Origin of the sequence: Streptomyces sp. NPDC059850 (genome assembly GCF_042731515.1) — a bacterium.
In the GTDB taxonomy this organism is placed as follows: Bacteria; Actinomycetota; Actinomycetes; order Streptomycetales; family Streptomycetaceae; genus Streptomyces.
Map to the genome: position 1 here is coordinate 36,121 of NZ_JBHWJI010000023.1, position 16,936 is coordinate 53,056.

Here is a 16,936-nt window from a genome sequence, read left to right on the forward strand (position 1 = left end):
GGAGCGGTGCCCGGCTCTACGTTACTGCCGCGTCAGCTGCCCGCGTCGGCTCGGCCCCAGTCCTGACCGGCCCGCTCCCACGCGATGTCCCACTGGGCGTAACGCCGACGCATGAGCCGCCATACGACCAGCCGCCGAGCGCCGTCGACCAGCCCCGCCGTCGCCGCGCCCGCGGCGATCCCGGCCAGCACCGCGTGGGTGGCCGCGGTGGCCGAATCCAGCGGACGGGCCTTCAGCTGGCCCTGGTCGTCCGTCCAGATCCGGAACGTCTCGCCCGGGTCGGCGCTCGGACCGGCGGCGAGCGTGCCGTCGTGCCTGCTGCCGTCCGGACCCGTCCACTGCGCGAGCACCCTGCGCTGGGCGTCGCGCGCGGAGGCGGTCTCCGGGTCCGAGTCGATGGGTGGCTGTGGCAGCACCTTGACCACGGTCGCCGCCACGTCATGGCGTTCGGCGCGCTGCTCCTGCATGGTCCGTTTCAGCGCTCCATGCGCCAGGGACCCCGCCGCCCAGCCCGCGGCCGGGGCCGCGAGCACGATCAGCACGGCGGCGACCAGCGCCGCGTATGCCTCTGCCAGGTCGGTCTTACGGCGCAGCGAGTTCCGTCGCCAGCGCCACAAGCCCTTGATCATTCGCATCATCCGCACGTCTTTCGACAATCCCCTTCCCCGTTCGTGGATACCGCATGGGAGGCCGGATATGCGCGAATTCGGTGAAGAGAGAGCCATATCACGGGCCGAGCCCCTTGGCCGTGTGAGCTGGGCCACCTACGGTCCGTGGCACGCGCCACACCACCCGGGTGCCGCCTGCCTCGGGGGCCTCGACGCTCAGCGTGCCGCCCAGCAGCTCGGCCCGCGACCGCATGTTGACCAGGCCTCCGCTGGGCGCGGCGGCGCCGATGCCCACCCCGTTGTCGGTGACCGTGAGGACGACGTCGGCACCGACCGTGAATCGCACGTCCACCCGCTGGGCGTACGCGTGCCGGACAGTGTTGCTGAGCGCCTCGGCGAGCACCGCGAGCGCCTGATCGCCGGTCTCGTCCGGTACGTCGGTGTCGACCGGCCCGTCCATCAGCAGCGACGGCGTGAAGCCCAGGATGTCCGACGCCGACCTTACGGCCTTCACCAGCCGCCGCCGCAAGGTGGCCGGTTCGCCGTCCTCGTCGCCGACCGCGCGCAGCGCGAAGATCGTCGAGCGGATGATCTTGATCGTCTCGTCCAGGTCGTCCACCGCCCGGCCGACCCGCTCACCCGCCTCCGGATGCTCGATCAGGCGGCTCGCGCTCTGCAGCGTAAGCCCCGTCGCGAACAGCCGCTGAATCGCCAGATCGTGCAGGTCACGAGCGATCCGGTCGCGGTCGTGGAGCAGCGCCAGATGCTCGGACTCGGCACGGTGCCGGGCCAGTTCGAGCGCGAGCGCCGCCTGCGCGGCGAAGCCCGACAGCAGCTCCACCTCGTGGTCGTCGAACGCGGGCCGCCCGGCCAGACGGCACAGCCGCAGCGCCCCCGAGGACCGCTCGTGCGCGACCAGCGGCACGGCCACCAGCGGGCCGAACTCGCTCTCCTGGTCCGGCAGCGGCCAGGCCCGCGCCCGGGCGTCGGTCCGTACGTCGCTCGCCACCGCGGGCCGCCCGGTGCGCACCGCGAGACCGGCCAGCGAGCCGTCGGAGGGCACCACGAGACCGCCGACGCGCTCCGCGTCATGGCCTTCCGCGACCTCCACCATCAGGCTGTCCGTGCCCGGCGCGGGCAGCAGGATGGCCGCCGAATCGGCCAGCGAGACCTGGAGGGCCAGCCGGGCGATCAGACTCAGCACCTCGGCCGCCGGAGTGCCCGCCAGCAGCGTGCGGGTGATCACGCCCAGCGCCTCCAGCCACTGCTCGCGGCGGCGGCTCTCGTGGTACAGCCGGGCGTTGTCGATGGCCACCCCGGCGGCGACCGACAGGGTGGTCAGCACCGCCTCGTCGTCGGGGTCGAACTGCGCGCCGCCGCGCTTCTCCGTGAGGTACAGATTGCCGAACACCTGGTCCCGGACCCGGATCGGCACCCCCAGGAACGAGCGCATCGGCGGATGGTGCTCCGGGAAGCCATGGCTCGCCGGATGCTCGGACAGATCGGTCAGCCGCAGCGGCTGCGGATGGCGGATCAGCTCGCCCAGCAGACCGTGGCCGCTCGGCAGCGGGCCGATCCGGTGCGCCAGGCCCTCCGATATGCCCACCGGCAGGAACTGCGACAGCCGGTCGCTGTCGACCACGCCCAGCGCCCCGTACTCCGCGTCCGCCAGCACCACCGCCGACTCCACGATCCGCCGCAGCACCTGCTCCAGGTCCAGCTCGCGGCCCACGCTGAGCACGGCCTCCAGCAGGCTGTGCATCCGCCCCTGAGTGGCCCGGGCGGCGTCCAGCCGCGCCTGCAGCTCGTCGAGCAGCTGATCCAGCCGGAGTTGAGGCAGCGTGGGATGGCGCCCCTGATCCCCACGCACATGATCCCCACGAGCCTGATCCTCACGAGCCGACACGTGGACCCCCCTTGGTCTCCGCCGCTGCACACAGCGTATCGAGGGGGAGCGACAGTCAGGGCTGCGGGACCACCGCCACCGGGCAGCGGGCGTGGTGCAGGACGGCGTGGTTGACCAGCCCCAGCTGCATCCCGAAGTGGCCCTGCCGCCGCCGGGCGCCCACCACCAGCAGGTCGGCGTCGTCCGACGCGTCCAGCAGCGCCTTGCGGGCCGGGCCCTCGAACGCCCGGTACGCCACCGGTACCGGCGGCCGCGCCATCTCCGTCACCCCGCCCAGCGCCTCGTCCAGCAGCTCGGCGGCGTGCCCGGAGTGGTCCTCGTGCGGCCCGTGGTCCTCCGGCCCCGCGCAGCGCCAGGCGTGCACCGCCGCCAGCTCACAGCCGCGCAGCCGGGCCTCCCGGAGCGCGAAGGCGACGGCGGGGGAGGGCGGGGCGTGGTCGTGCTCGCCGGGGCGCTCGCGCTCGGCGATGCCCACCGCGACGCGGTTCATCCGGCCGTACCCGCCCTCCGGACGGCCGCGGACGACGATCACCGGGCAGGACGCGCGGGCCGCGATGCCGAGCCCGACGGAGCCCAGCAGCAGCGACGCGAACTCGCCGCGCCCGCGCGACCCGACGACCACGGCCTCCGCGCTCTGCCCGGCGCGCAGCAGGGCGGTCACCGCCTCGTCGGGCGCCAGATCGGTCATCACCTTCAGCGCCGGCGCGCGCCGCCCGGCCCGCTCGGCCGCCGTGGCCAGCACGGTCTCGCTGTGCAGCCGCTCGGTGGGGCGGTCGGCGGCCGCGGCGGGTACGTAGCCCTCGTACCGCTCCCACAGGGAGGCGTGCACGATGCGCAGGGGGAGACCCCGGCGGGACGCCATGTCGGCGGCCCAGTCCAGCGCGCCGGAGGCGGCGTCCGAACCGTCGACCCCGACGACCACGGGAAGCTCCACGGTGCCCACCGCCTCTCCTGTCGGCACAGGGCTGTATGCCCGCTCATTGTCCCGCCGAAGCGGTGGCCATGACGCGGTATCGGGGCAGCGGGAGTAACGCGGGCTAGCGCAGCCGCATGGCGAGCGTCACGACGGCGCCCATGGCCCCGGCGCTGATCACCAGCCGGTCGGTGACCAGGCGGGTCAGCCACAGTCCGCGGCCGCTGGTCGCGCCGTCCAGCCCGGGGAGGATCTGCGGGATGACGTCCTCGGAGAAGCCGGGGCCGGAATCGCTGATCCGGCACTCCAGCTCGTCGCCCACCCGTCGCAGCAGCAGGGAGCCCGTTCCGCCCGCGTGTTCGATCGCGTTGCTGGCGATCTCGTCGACGGCGAGGACGAAGTCACCGCGGCGGGCCTCGCTGAGCCCGGCCCAGGCGGCGCACTCCTCGACGAGGACGCGCAGCCGCGGCAGCTCGCCCGCGGTGAAGCGGCGGTGCAGCAGATGTTCCAGGTGTGCTCCGGCTCGGTTGGCGGACCGACGGAGAGAGTCGGCTGGCACCAGGGCCTCCCGTGTGACGAGGGCGAGCGACATCAGGCTCGATGAAGGAGCCGAGGGTATGGGGTGTGGGGTGCCATGGGGAGGTGTGACCGTGAATGACGTGTCATATCCCCAACTCGACTGGAAATGACTACAGGAGGGTCGGTGCGCGTCCATCGGCGTACCGCTTTGGATCGGCGGCGGCTCGCACGCACGGTCACCGCCGAGGGGCGAGGCGGGGGAGGAGACGGCAGAGTGAGGACATGAAGGGACTTCTGGGCGCGTTGAAGACCGAGCACCGCGAGCGGCTGATGGCGCTCGCCGACGATGTGTCCTTCCCCTCGGGCAGCCGCATCTTCGAGGAGGGCCGGAAGGCCGACCGCTTCTGGGTCATCCGCACCGGCGCCATCACCCTCGACCTGCGGGTTCCGGGCCGCCGGGCCGCGGTGATCGAGACCCTGGGCCCCGGCGAGCTGATCGGCTGGTCCTGGCTGTTCCCGCCGGACACCTGGCACCTGGGGGCGGAGGCGCTCAGCCCGGTGCGCGCGTACGAGTTCGACGCGGAGACGGTGCGCAGGCTGTGCGACGACGACGCGGAGCTGGGCTACGCGCTCGCGCTGGCCTGCGCCCAGGTCATCGGGCGGCGGCTGCAGGCCGCCCGGGCCCGGCTGCTGGACCTGTACGGGCCGTACGCGGGCGGTATGTCCCCCTGACCTTGAGCGTACTGATCTTGGGTAGGACCGTGATCGGGGAGGGCCGAATGGCCCCTTACCCCTTCCCGCGGCAGGACGTAAGAGTGGGCAGCCGGATCACGACCGGCGCCCCGCGCGCTACGGAGGAGAGGGCAGTGCCCGAGACAGCCGACACCGCCGATGCCGGGGGAGTCGACCCTCCCGCCGAGCCCATCGGGGTCTTCCTGCTCGACGACCACGAGGTGGTGCGGCGGGGCCTGCGCGACCTGCTCGACGCGGAGCCCGATCTCACGGTCGTCGGCGAGGCGGCGAGCGCCCGCGAGGCCATCGCCCGCGCCCCCGCCGTACGGCCCCGGGTGGCGGTACTCGACGTACGGCTGGGCGGGTCGGGCGAGGGGGCCGATCACGAAGGGATCGCGGTCTGCCGGGAGTTGCGGGCCCGGCTGCCCGGGCTGGCCTGTCTGATGCTCACGTCCTTCGACGACGACGAAGCGCTCTTCGACGCCATCATGGCGGGCGCCGCGGGCTATGTGCTCAAGCAGATCAACGGCTCCGACCTGGTGTCCGCCGTACGCACCGTGGCGGGCGGCCGGTCGATGCTCGACCCGGGCGCGACCGCCCGCGTCATGGCCCGGCTCCGCGGACCCCAGCCCAGCGTGCCCGACGAGCTGGAGCGGCTGTCCCCGCGCGAACGGGAGATCCTGGAGCTGATCGGGGACGGGCTGACCAACCGGCAGATCGCCGAGCGGCTGTTCCTCGCCGAGAAGACCGTCAAGAACCGGATCTCCTCGATCCTGTCCAAGCTGGGTGTGGGACGGAGGATCCAGGCCGCGGTGATCGCCGAGCGGATCAGGGAGCGCGAGACCGGGCAGTGAGCCGTGTGCCGGGCCCGTGCGCGGATCCGTGCGCGGTGCCGGGTCGGTGCCGCGCCTGGCCGGTGCGCGGGGTCGCGGGGGGCACGAGGCCGGTCCCCATCCGGCCCCGCACCCCACGCCGAACGGGGCTCGGCCGGTCGTGGATGCTCATCACCGCAGTGAAGTGAGAGCCCGGCTGCCCCGTGGTCAACCGGCTCACACCGCCGACGGCCAGCATCCCGCGCCCCGCCCCCGGCCGGGGAGGGCCGAACGGCCCCCGGTCCGGGGCCGTATGGGCCACCGCGCGGCCGCCACCCCGCCGCGGCTACTCCAGGATCTCGACCGGGTCACCCAGCCGCAGCGTGCCCGTGCCCTCCGGCACCAGGTTCTGCCCGAAGATCAGGGCGTCCCCCACCCGCCGGTGCCGCGCCAGCGTCCGCAGCGGCTCCTTGCCGCGCTCCCCGGTGCTCTGGTCGGTCGTCGTGATGACACAGCGGGAGCAGGGTTTGGCCACCCGGAAGACGACCTCGCCGATCCTTATCCGCCGCCACTCGTCCTCGGCCCAGGGCGCGGTGCCGTCGATGACGACGTTCGGCCGGAAGCGGTTCATCGGCAGGGGGCCCTCATCCGGGTGGTCACCCTGGGCGATGAGCGAGTTGAGCGCGTGCAGCGACGCGGTGGTGGTGAGCAGCAGCGGAAACCCGTCGGCGAGGCTCACGGTCTCCCCGCCGAGCGCGTATTCCGGGGTCAGCGGGCGCCGCCGCGCCGGATCGTCGAGGTGGACCAGCCGCGCCTCGGCACCCAGGAACTCGCTGAACCAGGCGTCGGCGTCGGCTCCCGCCGACACCACCTCGACCTCCGTTCGCGCCAGCATCACCGGGAAGGGGGCGAGCGACGGCACCGACGGGTCCCCCGGCCCGGGCGCGGTCACGGTCAGCGGCTCATGGCCCTCGGCGCTCAGCCGGACGCCACCGCCCGGCAGCGGCTCGGCCGAGGCGAGCGCCAGCCTCGGCTGCTGGCGCTGGGTCACATAGCGCCCATCGGGCTCGACGACCATCCACCTGCGGTCCCCGGCCAGCCCCCAGGGCTCTACCGTCGCGGCACCTGGCGCCAAGCCCGCGACGGACTTGACGGGGTAGACGTGGATGGCGCTGACGGCGCTCAGCTCTGGGTTGACCATGCCGAACATCCTGCCAGCAGGGTCCGACAGGCCGGGATGGCCACGGGGTGAACACATGCCGGGGCCCGGTGGGCCGGAATTGGGAGCACCCGGCCCCGGCCGCGGTGCGAAGGGTGCGCGAAAAGTGCGCAGGGGTCAGTAGCCGCCCCCCGGCTGCTGGGGACGCCCCGGGTACTGCTGCTGCTGACGGCCGTACGGGTCGTCGTACGGGGACGGCGCGGGAGCCGCCGGGCGGGGCGCCTGAGGGCGCGGCATCGCCGGGCGCATCGCCTCGTACCCGTTCGGCGCCGCCTGGCGGGGCTGCTGCGCGCCCGGGTAGCCGCGCGGGCCACCCTGCGGCGGGATGTACGGGGAGGGGGCCTGCTGGAGCCCGCCCGGCTGCATGCCGCCGGGCTGCATTCCACCCTGCTGCGGGGCCTGCTGCTGATAGCCCTGCTGCGGGTTCTGCTGGGAGGGGGCGGCCGGGAGCGCGGGAAGCGCCGAGGGCAGTGCCGGGAGGTGACTTCCGCTGTCGTACGCGGAAGGCACCCGGATGGGTGCGATCTGAGGCGTTCCCCGCTCGGCGACAAGGCTGTCGTAGATGGGGGTGTCCGGGAAGGACGGCGAGGAGTAGTAGCCGCCGCCGTAGGTGCTGCGGGGGGAGGTCATAGACCATAAGTTAAGCCCACCATGTGCTGATTGGGGAGCCCGGTAAGAAGGTTGTTTTCAGTGTTCGGAGCGGTCGTGGATCCCCAATCGGACGGAACCCGGGAAAAACGGTCGTCAGGGTACGTTGAGATCCTGTAAAGAGCGCGTTTTCAGAGGGTCACATGCCCGTCCAGAAGATGAAGCGAACAGAAAGACAGGGGGACAGCATGGCGATGCGCAAAGGCAGCAATATCCAGGTCACGGCAGGGGAGGTGCGGGTCGAACTCGGCTGGCGCTCCGGCCCCGGAGCGCCGGATGTGGACGCCTCCGCGCTGCTGCTGGTGTCCGGAAAGGTTCGCTCCGACGCGGACTTCGTGTTCTATAACCAGGCGGTGCACACGTCGGGTGCCGTTCGTCACGAGGGCAAGCGGACCGCCGGAGATTCCGTGACCGACACCCTCGCGGTCGATCTGGGCCGGGTGGAGCCCGCGGTCGAGACCGTGGTGCTCGCCGCCTCCACGGATGGCGGAACGTTTGGCCAGGTGCCCGGCCTGTTCATCCGGGTCCTCGACGCGTCCGGCGGCGCCGAGATCGCCCGCTTCGACAGCGAGGACGCCTCCGTGGAGACCGCGTTCGTCCTCGGTGAGCTGTATCGCAGGCAGGGCGGGTGGAAGTTCCGCGCGGTCGGCCAGGGGTACGGCAGCGGGCTCGCGGGGCTCGCCACCGACTTCGGCATCAGCGTCGACGAACCGCAGCAGGCGCCCGCGCCCGCTTCCGTCCCCGCGCCCCCGGCGCCGCCCTCGGGGCCTCCGGCCGCCGCCGTCCCGCCGCCCCCGGCCGCCGCGCCCGCGGCTCCGGCTGCCGCACCGGCTGCTGCTCCGGCTCCGGCTTCGGCTCCGGTGAGTCTCAGCAAGGTGACGCTGACCAAGGAGTCGCCCGCCGTCTCGCTCACCAAGCAGGGCGGCACCTCCGGCGCTCTGCGGGTCAACCTCAACTGGCAGGTGCACAAGCAGTTCCAGGGGTGGGGCCAGAAGCTCGGCAGGGCCCTGGCCCTCCACGGTGACCTCGACCTCGACCTGGGCTGCCTGTTCGAACTCGCCGACGGCAGCAAGGGCGTGGTGCAGGCGCTCGGCAACTCGTTCGGCTCGCTGCACCAGCCGCCGTTCATCCACCTCGACGCCGACGACCGGACCGGCGCCCGGTCGTCCGGCGAGAACCTCACCGTCAACCTCGACCACAAGGACGCGTTCCGCCGCATCCTCGTCTTCGTCACCATTTACGAAGGTGCCCGCAGCTTCGCGAACCTGCACGCCACCGTCACTCTTCAGCCACAGTTCGGTGCGGCGGTCGATTTCTCCCTCGACGAGTGCACCGTGCCGTCCACGGTCTGCGCGCTCGCGCTCATCACCAACAACGGCGGCGACCTCGTCGTCCAGCGCGAGGCCCGCTATCTGGTGCCGGACCGCGGCGTCAGCCCGCAGCGCACCCTGGACCACGCGTACGGCTGGGGCATGAACTGGACCCCGGGACGCAAGTGAGGGGCTGTGCCTCATTCGCCGGGCGCGGTGCTGGGGCGGGCGTACGTGCGCCCCTTCCAGGCCGCGCCCCGCCCCCGCCAGTGCCGCACCGCCGAGTCGATGGTCATCAGCAGATAGAGAAAGGCCGTCAGCGGCAGCAGCGGAGCCAGCCAGAGGGTCTGCCGGTAGTAGCGCAGCATCGGGACGTACGTAGCGGTCATCAGTGCCCACGCGGCGGCACCCGCCGCGAGCGGCGCCGGGCGCCCGGTGAGTGCGCCCGCGCACAGCGCGACGGGCGGCACGAGGTACACCACCGCGAGCCCCGCGACGGTCGCCATCAGCAGCAGCGGACTGTGCCGCAGCTGGGCGTACGCGCTGCGCGCGACCATCCGCCACAGCTCGCCGAGCCCCGGGTACGGCCGTACGCTGTCGACCCGGTCGGCGAGGCCCAGCCAGGTCGCCCCGCCGGAGCGCTTGACCGCGCGGGCGAGCGCCACGTCGTCGATGACCGCCTGCCGGATGGCCTCCGGGACCCCGGCCCGCTCGGCCGCCTCCCGGCGCAGCAGCACGCAGCCGCCCGCGGCGGCCGCCCAGCGCCCCCGGCGGCGGTTGACCCAGCGGAACGGGTACAGCTGGGCGAAGAAGTACACGAACGCCGGGACGATCAGCCGTTCCCAGCCGGTCGTCACCCGCAGCCGCGCCATCTGCGACACCAGGTCCAGGCCGTGGGCCCGGGCGGCCCGCACCAACTCCCGCAGCGAGTCCGGTTCATGGGCGATGTCGGCGTCCGTCAGCAGCAGGAAGTCGGCCTGGTGGGTGCTCTCGTGGCTGCTCTTGGCGAGCGCGATTCCGTGCCGTACCGCCCACAGCTTCCCGGTCCAGCCGGGCTCCGGCTCGCCCGGTGAGGCGACGGTCAGCGGCAGTCCGCCGTGGGTGTCGGCGAGTTCACGGGCCAGCTTCCCGGTGCCGTCGGAGCTGCCGTCGTCGATCAGGAAGACCTCGGCCGGGCCCGGGTAGTCCTGGGCGAGCAGCGACGGAAGGCTCGCCGGGAGGACGGCGGCCTCGTCCCGGGCGGGCACCACGATGGCCACCGACGGCCAGTCGCCCGGTCCGCCCGGCTCCTCACCGGCGCCGCCGGATGGGGCCCAGGGCAGCCGGATGTCCGTACGCCAGAAGAACCCCTGGCCCAGCAGCAGCCACACCCATGCCACCAGCGCACCGGCGGCGATCCACGTCAGCAGGCTCACCCGCCGCAGTCTGCCCGAACCCGCGCCCGGGTGCCGGGGATTAGGGGGTGTCTTCCGGATCATGCCGGGCTCCCGACGCCTGGCACGGCACCTCGCGGCCCCGCGCTCGTCGCACGCAGCGCCGCTGCGCTCTCCTCACGCGGGTTGCGAGCTACCGCACCAGACGCCGCTCGCTGATCCGGCCTGACCCGAAAGACACCCCCTAGGGCCGATCCATTAAAGTGATCGGGTGAAGATCGCGCTCATGGACTCCGGATTCGGCCTGCTGCCCGCCGCGGCCGCGATGCACCGCCTTCGACCCGACGCCGATCTCGTTCTCTCCTCCGACCCCGACGGCATGCCGTGGGGGCCGCGTACTCCCGAGGGCATCACCGAACGCGCCCTGGCCTGCGCCCGCGCCGCCGCCGCGCACCGGCCCGACGCGCTGATCATCGCCTGCAACACCGCCTCCGTCCACGCCCTGCCCACGGTGCGGGCCGAGCTGGAGCCCGGGCTTCCGGTCATCGGGACCGTACCCGCGATCAAGCCCGCGGCGGCCGGTGGCGGGCCCATCGCGATCTGGGCCACGCCCGCTACCACCGGCAGTCCGTACCAGCGCGAGCTGATCCGTGACTTCGCGGACGGCGTCGAGGTGACGGCCGTGCCCTGCCCCGGCCTCGCCGACGCCGTCCAGCACGCCGACGACGCGGCGATCGACGCCGCGGTGGCCGCCGCGGCGGCCCGTACCCCGGACGACGTCCGGGCCGTCGTCCTCGGCTGCACCCACTACGAGCTGGTCGCCGAGCGCATCCGGGCCGCCGTCCAGCCCGCCGGGGCGCCGCCCATCGCCCTCCACGGGTCGGCCGGAGCCGTCGCCGCGCAGGCGCTGCGGCGGATCGGCGCCGAGCCCTCGCTGCCGCCGGGGGCGGCCGCGTCCGCCCGGGGCACCCTCACGGTCATCCTCAGCGGCCGCGAGGCCACGCTCCCGGAGGGCGCGCTCGCCTACGCCGAGGGCACCCTGCTGGCCCCCGCCGCCGCCCCGGCGCGCCGCTGACCCGCCCCCTCTGACCGGCCAAAACGGCTCGGTCGGCTGCCGTGGTAGCGGAACGTGAGTACCCTGCCAAACATGAGGCCCCACGCCGAGGACCCCGAGCCCCACGGCAAGCAGACCCCGGGCCAGGACACGCCCGCGGTCTGGACCGGTCATGCCCACAACCGTGTGCAGTGGGTGCTGGCGACCGTGGGCGCCGCGTGTGTGGCGCTCGGCATCGACCTGGCCGTCGCCTCCCCCTGGACCACCGGACTCGCCCCGCTCCTGATGTCGGTCGTCGGCTGCCTCGCCGCCGGGCTGCTGATGCTCTTCGGCACCCTCGCCTTCGTCCACGTGGCGGTGCGTGTCGACGAGGAGTGCCTGGAGGTCCGCTGCGGCCATATGGGGCTGCCGCGCCGCCGTATCCCCCTCAGCGACGTGGTCCACGCGGATGTCGCGCCGCGCGTCACGCCCTGCCAGTGGGGTGGCTGGGGTTACCGGTGGCGGCCCGACAAGGGCACGGCGGTGGTGGTGCGGCGTGGTGAGGGGCTGGTGGTGCGGCTGGGGGACGGCCGTATCTTCACGGTGACGGTGGACGACGCGGAGGCGGCCGTCCGCGTCATCCGTGACCGCCTCCGCCTGATCGCGACCCCCACGTCCCAGGTCTGACCGGCGATACCCCGGCCCCCGGGTGCGGCTGCGCTTGTTCCCCACCCCGCCCCTTCCCGCACTTGTCGCTATGCGGCTCCGCCGCGTGGCGGGGACGCCCCGGACCCCGGTCCGGGCTTCGTCCCGGGGCGTCCCTTGCTCGCGCGTGTGCCCGGTTCCCGCTGTTGGGTGGGCTCGTGCGGTGGGGTTTCTTCCCCAGCCCCGCCCCTTCCCGAAACCGGGGCTCCGCCCCGGGCCCCGTCCGGGGCTTCGCCCCTGGACCCCGGTTTGGGCTTCGTCCTGGGGCAGTCTGCGGCTCGCGTTTCCGCCTCGGGCTCGGTTTGGGGGCTCCCGCTCCCACGCCTCCACCGGGGCTTCGCCCCTGGATCCGGTTTGGGCTTCGTCCTGGGGCAGCCCCCGGCTCGTGCCTGTGCCCGGCTTCCGTAGGGGGCCTTCGCTGCCGTTGTTGCGGTGGCGGCTTGTTGTGGGTAATGGCACAGCCCGGCCCCCGGGCCGCGCCCGGGTGCGAGACGCTCGGCGGGGGCCGGGGTGTCCCCGGGTCGGGAAGGGGCGGGGTTGGGGAAGGACCCCCTCAGTGCGGTGAGGAGCGTCAGGGGACGGTTCGGGCCGGGGGTTCCTCCGGGAGGCTGGCTGTCGCCAGGCCCGCCAGGAGGCCCGCGCCCGCCGTTATCTGCGGGAAGCTGAGCGCGTTACCCAGGGACGCCTCGACGGCCAGGGCCGTCAGCGCGGCCGCCGCCGTCAGGGCGATCGGGGTGGAGCGGGGTGAGCGCCACAGGGCGTACAGGAGCCAGGCGAAGGCCGCGGCCAGGAGGGCCACGCCCGGCAGGCCCTGGCCGGCGGCCTGCTGGAGTGGGGCGGAGTGCGGTGTGGTCTCCGGTTCGGGCGAGGCCGCGACGGCCGGGCTCAGCTCGGCGAAGCGGTCGGGCCCGGTGCCGCGTACCGGGTTCGTCGCGGCGAGGTGGGCCGCGTCCTGCCACAGTCGGACGCGGTGCTCGGTGAGGTGGGCCCGCAGCGAGGGCGGCAGCCCGCCCGGCACCGCGTCCGCCGCGACCGCCCAGCAGCCGCCGACGCCGACCGCGGCGACGAGCGCGAGGGCGGCCAGGCCCGCGAGCCGTCGCCGCAGCCGGGCGGCGGCCAGGGAGCACAGCAGGACCGCGCCGCTCGCGACCCAGCCCGCGGGCGGGCCGGTCACCACGGCGGTGAGCGTGATCGTCAGGGCCAGCAGCCACAGGGCCAGCCGGAGCGTGGGCCGCCGGGCGGCCCACGCGGCGCAGCAGACCGCGCCGGTGGCCAGGGTCAGCTCGGCCGTGGCCAGCCCCTGGTGGCCGCCCGGGCCGGTGTCGGTGGCCAGGGCCAGCCCGAGCCCCGCGAGCCCGGCGGCGGCACCGCACAGGACCGGCAGGAGCGATCCGGCGATGCGGCCGCAGGCGTACCCGGCGGCCACGGCCAGTACGGCGAGCAGAACCCCCTCGGGGCGCGCGGTGCGCCCCATGGCGGAGATGAGCGCCCAGAGGGCGCAGGAAGCGAGGATCGCCACGCCCGCGATGTCGGGCACACTGCCCAAGGACTGGCTGTCGTGATCGGTGCTGTAGTGATCGGTGCCGTGGTCCTGGTCGTACTCCCTGACGACCGGTTCCAGTGCAGATGACGTCATCCCGTCGACCCCCCGTCGTGACGGGCATCGCGCGGCGACCGGTAGTCGCGTCGCGAGCCATGCACCAGGAACGGTAGCGCCAGCGGTGAGTTATGTGTATATGTTGCGCAGAAACGATGTGTCAGTGGTGAAACGCGCTCCGAGCGCGCAGAACGGGCGCCGGGCGCGGGCCACCGGCGCGGACGTGGGCCCGGCGGCTACCCTCACCGCATGGCGACCCCCGACTTCATCCGAGGCCTCCGGTCCTCCATCGGTCATCAACTGCTCTACCTGCCGGGCGTGAGCGCCGTCGTCTTCGACGACGGGGGCAGAGTGCTGCTGGGCCGCCGCGCCGACAACGGCCGTTGGGCGATCATCTGCGGCATCCCCGAACCGGGCGAGCAGCCCGCCGAGGCCATCGTGCGCGAGGTGCTGGAGGAGACCGCGGTGCGCTGCGTACCGGAGCGCATCGTGCTCGTACGGACCCTGGCGCCGGTGACGTACCCCAATGACGACCAGTGCCAGTTCATGGACGTCTGCTTCCGCTGCCGCGCGGTGGGCGGCGAGGCGCGGGTGAACGACGACGAGTCGCTGGACGTGCGCTGGTTCCCGCTGGACGCGCTGCCGGAGCTGGAGGACTTCTCGCTCACCCGGATCAAGCAGGCCCTCGGCGAGGGGCCGACGTGGTTCGAACCCATTCCGGGGGAGTGAAGAGTGTGCGGCGCCCCCATCGGTCCGGGCGCGGCCGCCACCTAGTGTGCGCCTCATGAGCGCGTCCCTCGCATCCAGTCCAGAAGCCCCCGGACTCTCCGGCCGTACCGCAGTCGTCACCGGCGCCGCCGGGGGCATCGGGCGGGCGTGCAGCCTGCGGCTGGCGGCCGCCGGGGTACGGGTACGGGCGGTCGACCGGGACGCGGAGGGCCTGGCCGACCTGGTCGCCTTCGCCGAGCACGAGCGTACGGCCCCGGCGGGCACCGTCGAGGCGTGCGCCCTGGACCTGACCGACCTCGACGCGGCCGAACGGGCCGCCGAGGGCGCCGACATCCTCGTCAACAACGCGGGGATGCAGTGCGTCCGCCCGATCGAGGACTTCCCGCCGGAGGTCTTCTCCCGGATGCTCACGGTGATGCTGGAGGCCCCGTTCCGGATGGTGCGCGGCGCGCTGCCGGGGATGTACGAGCGGGGCTGGGGGCGGATCGTGAACATCTCCTCCGTGCACGGGCTGATCGCCTCCCCGTACAAGTCCGCGTATGTGGCCGCCAAACACGGGCTGGAGGGGCTGTCCAAGACCACCGCCCTGGAGGGCGCGCCCTACGGGGTGACGTCCAACTGCGTCAGCCCCGGCTATGTACGCACCCCCTTGGTCGAGCGTCAGATCGCCGACCAGGCCGCGGCGCACGGCATCTCCCCGGAGCGCGTCGTCTCCGACGTGCTGCTGGCCGACGCGGCGGTCAAGCGGCTGGTCGAGCCGGAGGAGGTGGCGGAGGCCGTGGCGTATCTGTGCGGTCCGCACTCCTCGTTCATCACCGGTGCCTCGCTCACCATGGACGGCGGATGGACGGCCCACTGAACCCGCCCGACGATCCGCCGGAGACCCCGTACCTGGAACTGCTCGCGCGCGGCGCGCCCGCCGAGGCCTACGAGCGCCCCGGCCTGCTCGCGCGCGCCGGGAAGGCCCCGGCCGAGCGGCTGGCCGCCCTGGAGCGCGCCAAGCTGCTCGCCCTGCGGGTACGCGGCGAACTGGAGGGGCGCAGGCGGCGCGAGGCCGAGCTGTCCGCGCTCTTCGAGACCGCCCACGACCTCGCCGGGCTGCGTGACCTGGACGCGGTCCTCCAGGCCATCGTGCAGCGCGCCCGCTCGCTCCTGGGGACCGAGGTCGCGTATCTGACCCTCAACGACCCGACCGCCGGTGACACCTATATGAGGGTCACCGACGGCTCGGTCTCGGCGCGCTTCCAGCAGCTGCGGCTCGGCATGGGGGAGGGGCTCGGCGGGCTCGTCGCCCAGACCGCGCGCCCCTATGTGACCGACAGCTACTTCGACGACCCCCGGTTCCAGCACACCCGCACCATCGACGCGGGCGTCCGCGACGAGGGCCTGGTCGCCATCCTCGGGGTGCCGCTGCTGCTCGGCAGCAACGTCATCGGGGTGCTCTTCGCGGCCGACCGCCGGGTCCGCGTCTTCGAGCGCGAGCAGATCGCCCTGCTCGCCTCCTTCGCCGCCCACGCCGCCGTCGCGATCGATACGGCCCATCTGCTCGCCGAGACGCGGACGGCGCTGGCCGAGCTGGAGGACGCCAACGAGATCATCCGGGACCGCAGCGGTGTCATCGAGCGCGCCTCCGAGGTCCACGACCGGCTCGCCGAACTGGTGCTGCGCGGCGGCGGGGTGCGGGACGTCGCCGCCGCCGTGGCCGAGGTGCTGAGCGGCTCGGTGGAGTTCCTGGAGGCGGACCAGGCGCCCCCGGACGCCCTTGACCGGTCGCGCGCCGACGGTCACGCCGTACGCCACGGCGAGGACTGGATCGCGGCCGTCTCGGCGGGCGGTGAACTCCTCGGCGCGCTCGTCCTGCACGGCCACCCCCGGCTCGACCCCGTGGACCAGCGCACCCTGGAGCGCGCCGCCATGGTCACCTCACTGCTGCAGCTCGCCCGCCGTTCGGCGGGCGAGGCCGAACAGCGGGTGCGCGGCGAGCTGCTGGACGATCTGCTCGACGCGCCCGACCGGGAGCCGCGGCTGCTGCGGGAGCGCGCCGCGCGGCTGCGGGCGGACCTGGACGCGCCCCACGTCGTCCTCGCCGCGAGCATCGACGCGCCCCGCGCCGAACTCGCCCCCGGTACCGCCGAGGACGCCGCCGACCGGCAGCGCCTGTGGTCCGCCGCGTCCCATCTGGCCGCCACCCGGCAGGGCCTGGCCGCCGCGCGCGACGGCGGCACAGTGCTGCTGCTGCCGCTCGCCGAGAGTGACGGCGCCGACGCCCTCGCCCGCCGCACCGCCCGCCAGCTGGCCACCGCCGTCCACGCGCCCGTCACCGTCGGCGCCTCCGCACCCGTCGCCGCGCCCGCCGCCCGCCCCGCCGAGGTCGCCGCCTCGTACGCCGAGGCCCGGCGCTGCCTGGCCGCGCTGCGGGTGCTCGGCCGGTCCGGTGAGGGCGCAGCCGCCGAGGACTTCGGCTTCCTCGGCCTGCTGCTGGCCGGTACGCGGGACGGCGCCCCGGACGGCACCCGGGTGCGGGACTTCGTCACGCGCACCATCGGGGCGGTCGTGGAGTACGACGCGCGGCGCGGCACCGGGCTGGTCCGCACGCTCGACGCGTACTTCGCCAGCGGGATGAGCCCGGCGCGCACCAAGGACGCGCTGCATGTGCACGTGAACACCGTGGCACAGCGGCTGGAGCGGGTCGGGCGGCTGCTCGGCGAGGACTGGCAGTCGCCCGCGCGGTCCCTGGAGATACAGCTGGCCCTGCGGCTGCACCGGCTGACGGCGGGGGCGGCGGAAGCGGAACGCTGAGCCGGGCGGGCTCTCCTCGCGGCCCGCCCGACG

At 74.0% G+C, this 16,936-nt stretch carries 16 protein-coding genes; 8 read left to right on the plus strand and 8 right to left on the minus strand.

Annotation, left to right across the window (positions count from 1 at the left end):
• Positions 1–32: 32 nt before the first annotated feature.
• The 4 genes from ACFV9T_RS20675 to ACFV9T_RS20690 form a co-directional block, all read right to left on the minus strand.
• Positions 33–635, minus strand: a complete 603-nt coding sequence (locus tag ACFV9T_RS20675; RefSeq protein ID WP_385442507.1) for a hypothetical protein — start codon at positions 633–635, stop codon at positions 33–35.
• A 91-nt stretch (positions 636–726) separates the two neighbouring features.
• A complete protein-coding gene (locus ACFV9T_RS20680; RefSeq protein WP_385442338.1) occupies positions 727–2,478 on the minus strand; it encodes a GAF domain-containing protein in 1,752 nt (583 codons plus the stop codon).
• 91 nt (positions 2,479–2,569) lie between these two features.
• Entirely contained in the window at positions 2,570–3,457 is an 888-nt protein-coding gene (locus ACFV9T_RS20685) for a universal stress protein (RefSeq protein WP_385442339.1), read from the minus strand.
• A gap of 94 nt (positions 3,458–3,551) precedes the next feature.
• Positions 3,552–4,019, minus strand: a complete 468-nt coding sequence (locus ACFV9T_RS20690; RefSeq protein WP_257231666.1) for an ATP-binding protein — start codon at positions 4,017–4,019, stop codon at positions 3,552–3,554.
• 209 nt (positions 4,020–4,228) lie between these two features.
• Between ACFV9T_RS20690 and ACFV9T_RS20695 the strand changes: the two genes are divergently transcribed.
• On the plus strand, positions 4,229–4,678 hold the full coding sequence (locus tag ACFV9T_RS20695) for a cyclic nucleotide-binding domain-containing protein (RefSeq protein ID WP_385442341.1): 450 nt from the start codon (positions 4,229–4,231) through the stop codon (positions 4,676–4,678).
• A 134-nt stretch (positions 4,679–4,812) separates the two neighbouring features.
• Entirely contained in the window at positions 4,813–5,532 is a 720-nt protein-coding gene (locus ACFV9T_RS20700) for a response regulator (RefSeq protein WP_385442343.1), read from the plus strand.
• A 304-nt stretch (positions 5,533–5,836) separates the two neighbouring features.
• On the opposite strand, the gene ACFV9T_RS20705 is transcribed toward ACFV9T_RS20700, so the two are convergent.
• Together ACFV9T_RS20705 and ACFV9T_RS20710 are read right to left on the minus strand one after the other, a co-directional pair.
• Positions 5,837–6,691, minus strand: a complete 855-nt coding sequence (locus ACFV9T_RS20705) for an MOSC domain-containing protein (protein ID WP_385442345.1) — start codon at positions 6,689–6,691, stop codon at positions 5,837–5,839.
• A 135-nt stretch (positions 6,692–6,826) separates the two neighbouring features.
• Entirely contained in the window at positions 6,827–7,339 is a 513-nt protein-coding gene (locus tag ACFV9T_RS20710; protein WP_385442347.1) for a DUF6643 family protein, read from the minus strand.
• Positions 7,340–7,545: 206 nt separating this feature from the next.
• Here ACFV9T_RS20710 and ACFV9T_RS20715 point away from each other — a divergent pair, with 206 nt between their 5' ends.
• Positions 7,546–8,856: a TerD family protein gene (locus ACFV9T_RS20715; RefSeq protein ID WP_385442349.1), complete on the plus strand. Its 1,311-nt coding sequence runs from the start codon at positions 7,546–7,548 to the stop codon at positions 8,854–8,856.
• A gap of 11 nt (positions 8,857–8,867) precedes the next feature.
• Here ACFV9T_RS20715 and ACFV9T_RS20720 read toward each other — a convergent pair whose 3' ends face one another.
• The gene (locus ACFV9T_RS20720; protein ID WP_385442351.1) at positions 8,868–10,082 is read right to left on the minus strand and encodes a glycosyltransferase; all 1,215 of its coding nucleotides are present in this window, start codon (positions 10,080–10,082) and stop codon (positions 8,868–8,870) included.
• A 229-nt stretch (positions 10,083–10,311) separates the two neighbouring features.
• On the opposite strand from ACFV9T_RS20720, the gene ACFV9T_RS20725 reads away from it, so the two are divergent.
• The gene (locus ACFV9T_RS20725; RefSeq protein WP_385442353.1) at positions 10,312–11,115 is read left to right on the plus strand and encodes a glutamate racemase; all 804 of its coding nucleotides are present in this window, start codon (positions 10,312–10,314) and stop codon (positions 11,113–11,115) included.
• A 72-nt stretch (positions 11,116–11,187) separates the two neighbouring features.
• A complete protein-coding gene (locus tag ACFV9T_RS20730) occupies positions 11,188–11,760 on the plus strand; it encodes a hypothetical protein (RefSeq protein WP_385442356.1) in 573 nt (190 codons plus the stop codon).
• Positions 11,761–12,349: 589 nt separating this feature from the next.
• Here the strand turns inward: ACFV9T_RS20730 and ACFV9T_RS20735 are convergent.
• Positions 12,350–13,414, minus strand: a complete 1,065-nt coding sequence (locus ACFV9T_RS20735; RefSeq protein ID WP_385442358.1) for an O-antigen ligase family protein — start codon at positions 13,412–13,414, stop codon at positions 12,350–12,352.
• Positions 13,415–13,624: 210 nt separating this feature from the next.
• Between ACFV9T_RS20735 and ACFV9T_RS20740 the strand changes: the two genes are divergently transcribed.
• From ACFV9T_RS20740 to ACFV9T_RS20750, 3 genes are read left to right on the plus strand one after another with little or no spacing between them, the layout of a single operon-like run.
• Positions 13,625–14,104, plus strand: a complete 480-nt coding sequence (locus tag ACFV9T_RS20740) for an NUDIX domain-containing protein (RefSeq protein ID WP_385442360.1) — start codon at positions 13,625–13,627, stop codon at positions 14,102–14,104.
• 55 nt (positions 14,105–14,159) lie between these two features.
• A complete protein-coding gene (locus ACFV9T_RS20745; protein ID WP_385442361.1) occupies positions 14,160–14,963 on the plus strand; it encodes a 3-hydroxybutyrate dehydrogenase in 804 nt (267 codons plus the stop codon).
• The gene (locus ACFV9T_RS20750) at positions 14,948–16,903 is read left to right on the plus strand and encodes a helix-turn-helix domain-containing protein (RefSeq protein WP_385442363.1); all 1,956 of its coding nucleotides are present in this window, start codon (positions 14,948–14,950) and stop codon (positions 16,901–16,903) included. Before ACFV9T_RS20745 ends, ACFV9T_RS20750 begins: the two co-directional genes overlap by 16 nt.
• Positions 16,904–16,936 lie beyond the last annotated feature (33 nt).

What these genes read in the sequence shown, in the direction of transcription:
- ACFV9T_RS20710 (WP_385442347.1), bottom strand. Translation starts at nt 7,339, where the DNA reads ATGACCTCCCCCCGCAGCACCTACGGCGGCGGCTACTACTCCTCGCCG.
- ACFV9T_RS20750 (WP_385442363.1), top strand. Translation starts at nt 14,948, where the DNA reads ATGGACGGCCCACTGAACCCGCCCGACGATCCGCCGGAGACCCCGTAC.
- ACFV9T_RS20715 (WP_385442349.1), top strand. Translation starts at nt 7,546, where the DNA reads ATGGCGATGCGCAAAGGCAGCAATATCCAGGTCACGGCAGGGGAGGTG.
- ACFV9T_RS20675 (WP_385442507.1), bottom strand. Translation starts at nt 635, where the DNA reads ATGCGAATGATCAAGGGCTTGTGGCGCTGGCGACGGAACTCGCTGCGC.
- ACFV9T_RS20735 (WP_385442358.1), bottom strand. Translation starts at nt 13,414, where the DNA reads ATGACGTCATCTGCACTGGAACCGGTCGTCAGGGAGTACGACCAGGAC.
- ACFV9T_RS20745 (WP_385442361.1), top strand. Translation starts at nt 14,160, where the DNA reads ATGAGCGCGTCCCTCGCATCCAGTCCAGAAGCCCCCGGACTCTCCGGC.
- ACFV9T_RS20695 (WP_385442341.1), top strand. Translation starts at nt 4,229, where the DNA reads ATGAAGGGACTTCTGGGCGCGTTGAAGACCGAGCACCGCGAGCGGCTG.
- ACFV9T_RS20705 (WP_385442345.1), bottom strand. Translation starts at nt 6,691, where the DNA reads ATGGTCAACCCAGAGCTGAGCGCCGTCAGCGCCATCCACGTCTACCCC.
- ACFV9T_RS20690 (WP_257231666.1), bottom strand. Translation starts at nt 4,019, where the DNA reads ATGTCGCTCGCCCTCGTCACACGGGAGGCCCTGGTGCCAGCCGACTCT.
- ACFV9T_RS20730 (WP_385442356.1), top strand. Translation starts at nt 11,188, where the DNA reads ATGAGGCCCCACGCCGAGGACCCCGAGCCCCACGGCAAGCAGACCCCG.
- ACFV9T_RS20740 (WP_385442360.1), top strand. Translation starts at nt 13,625, where the DNA reads ATGGCGACCCCCGACTTCATCCGAGGCCTCCGGTCCTCCATCGGTCAT.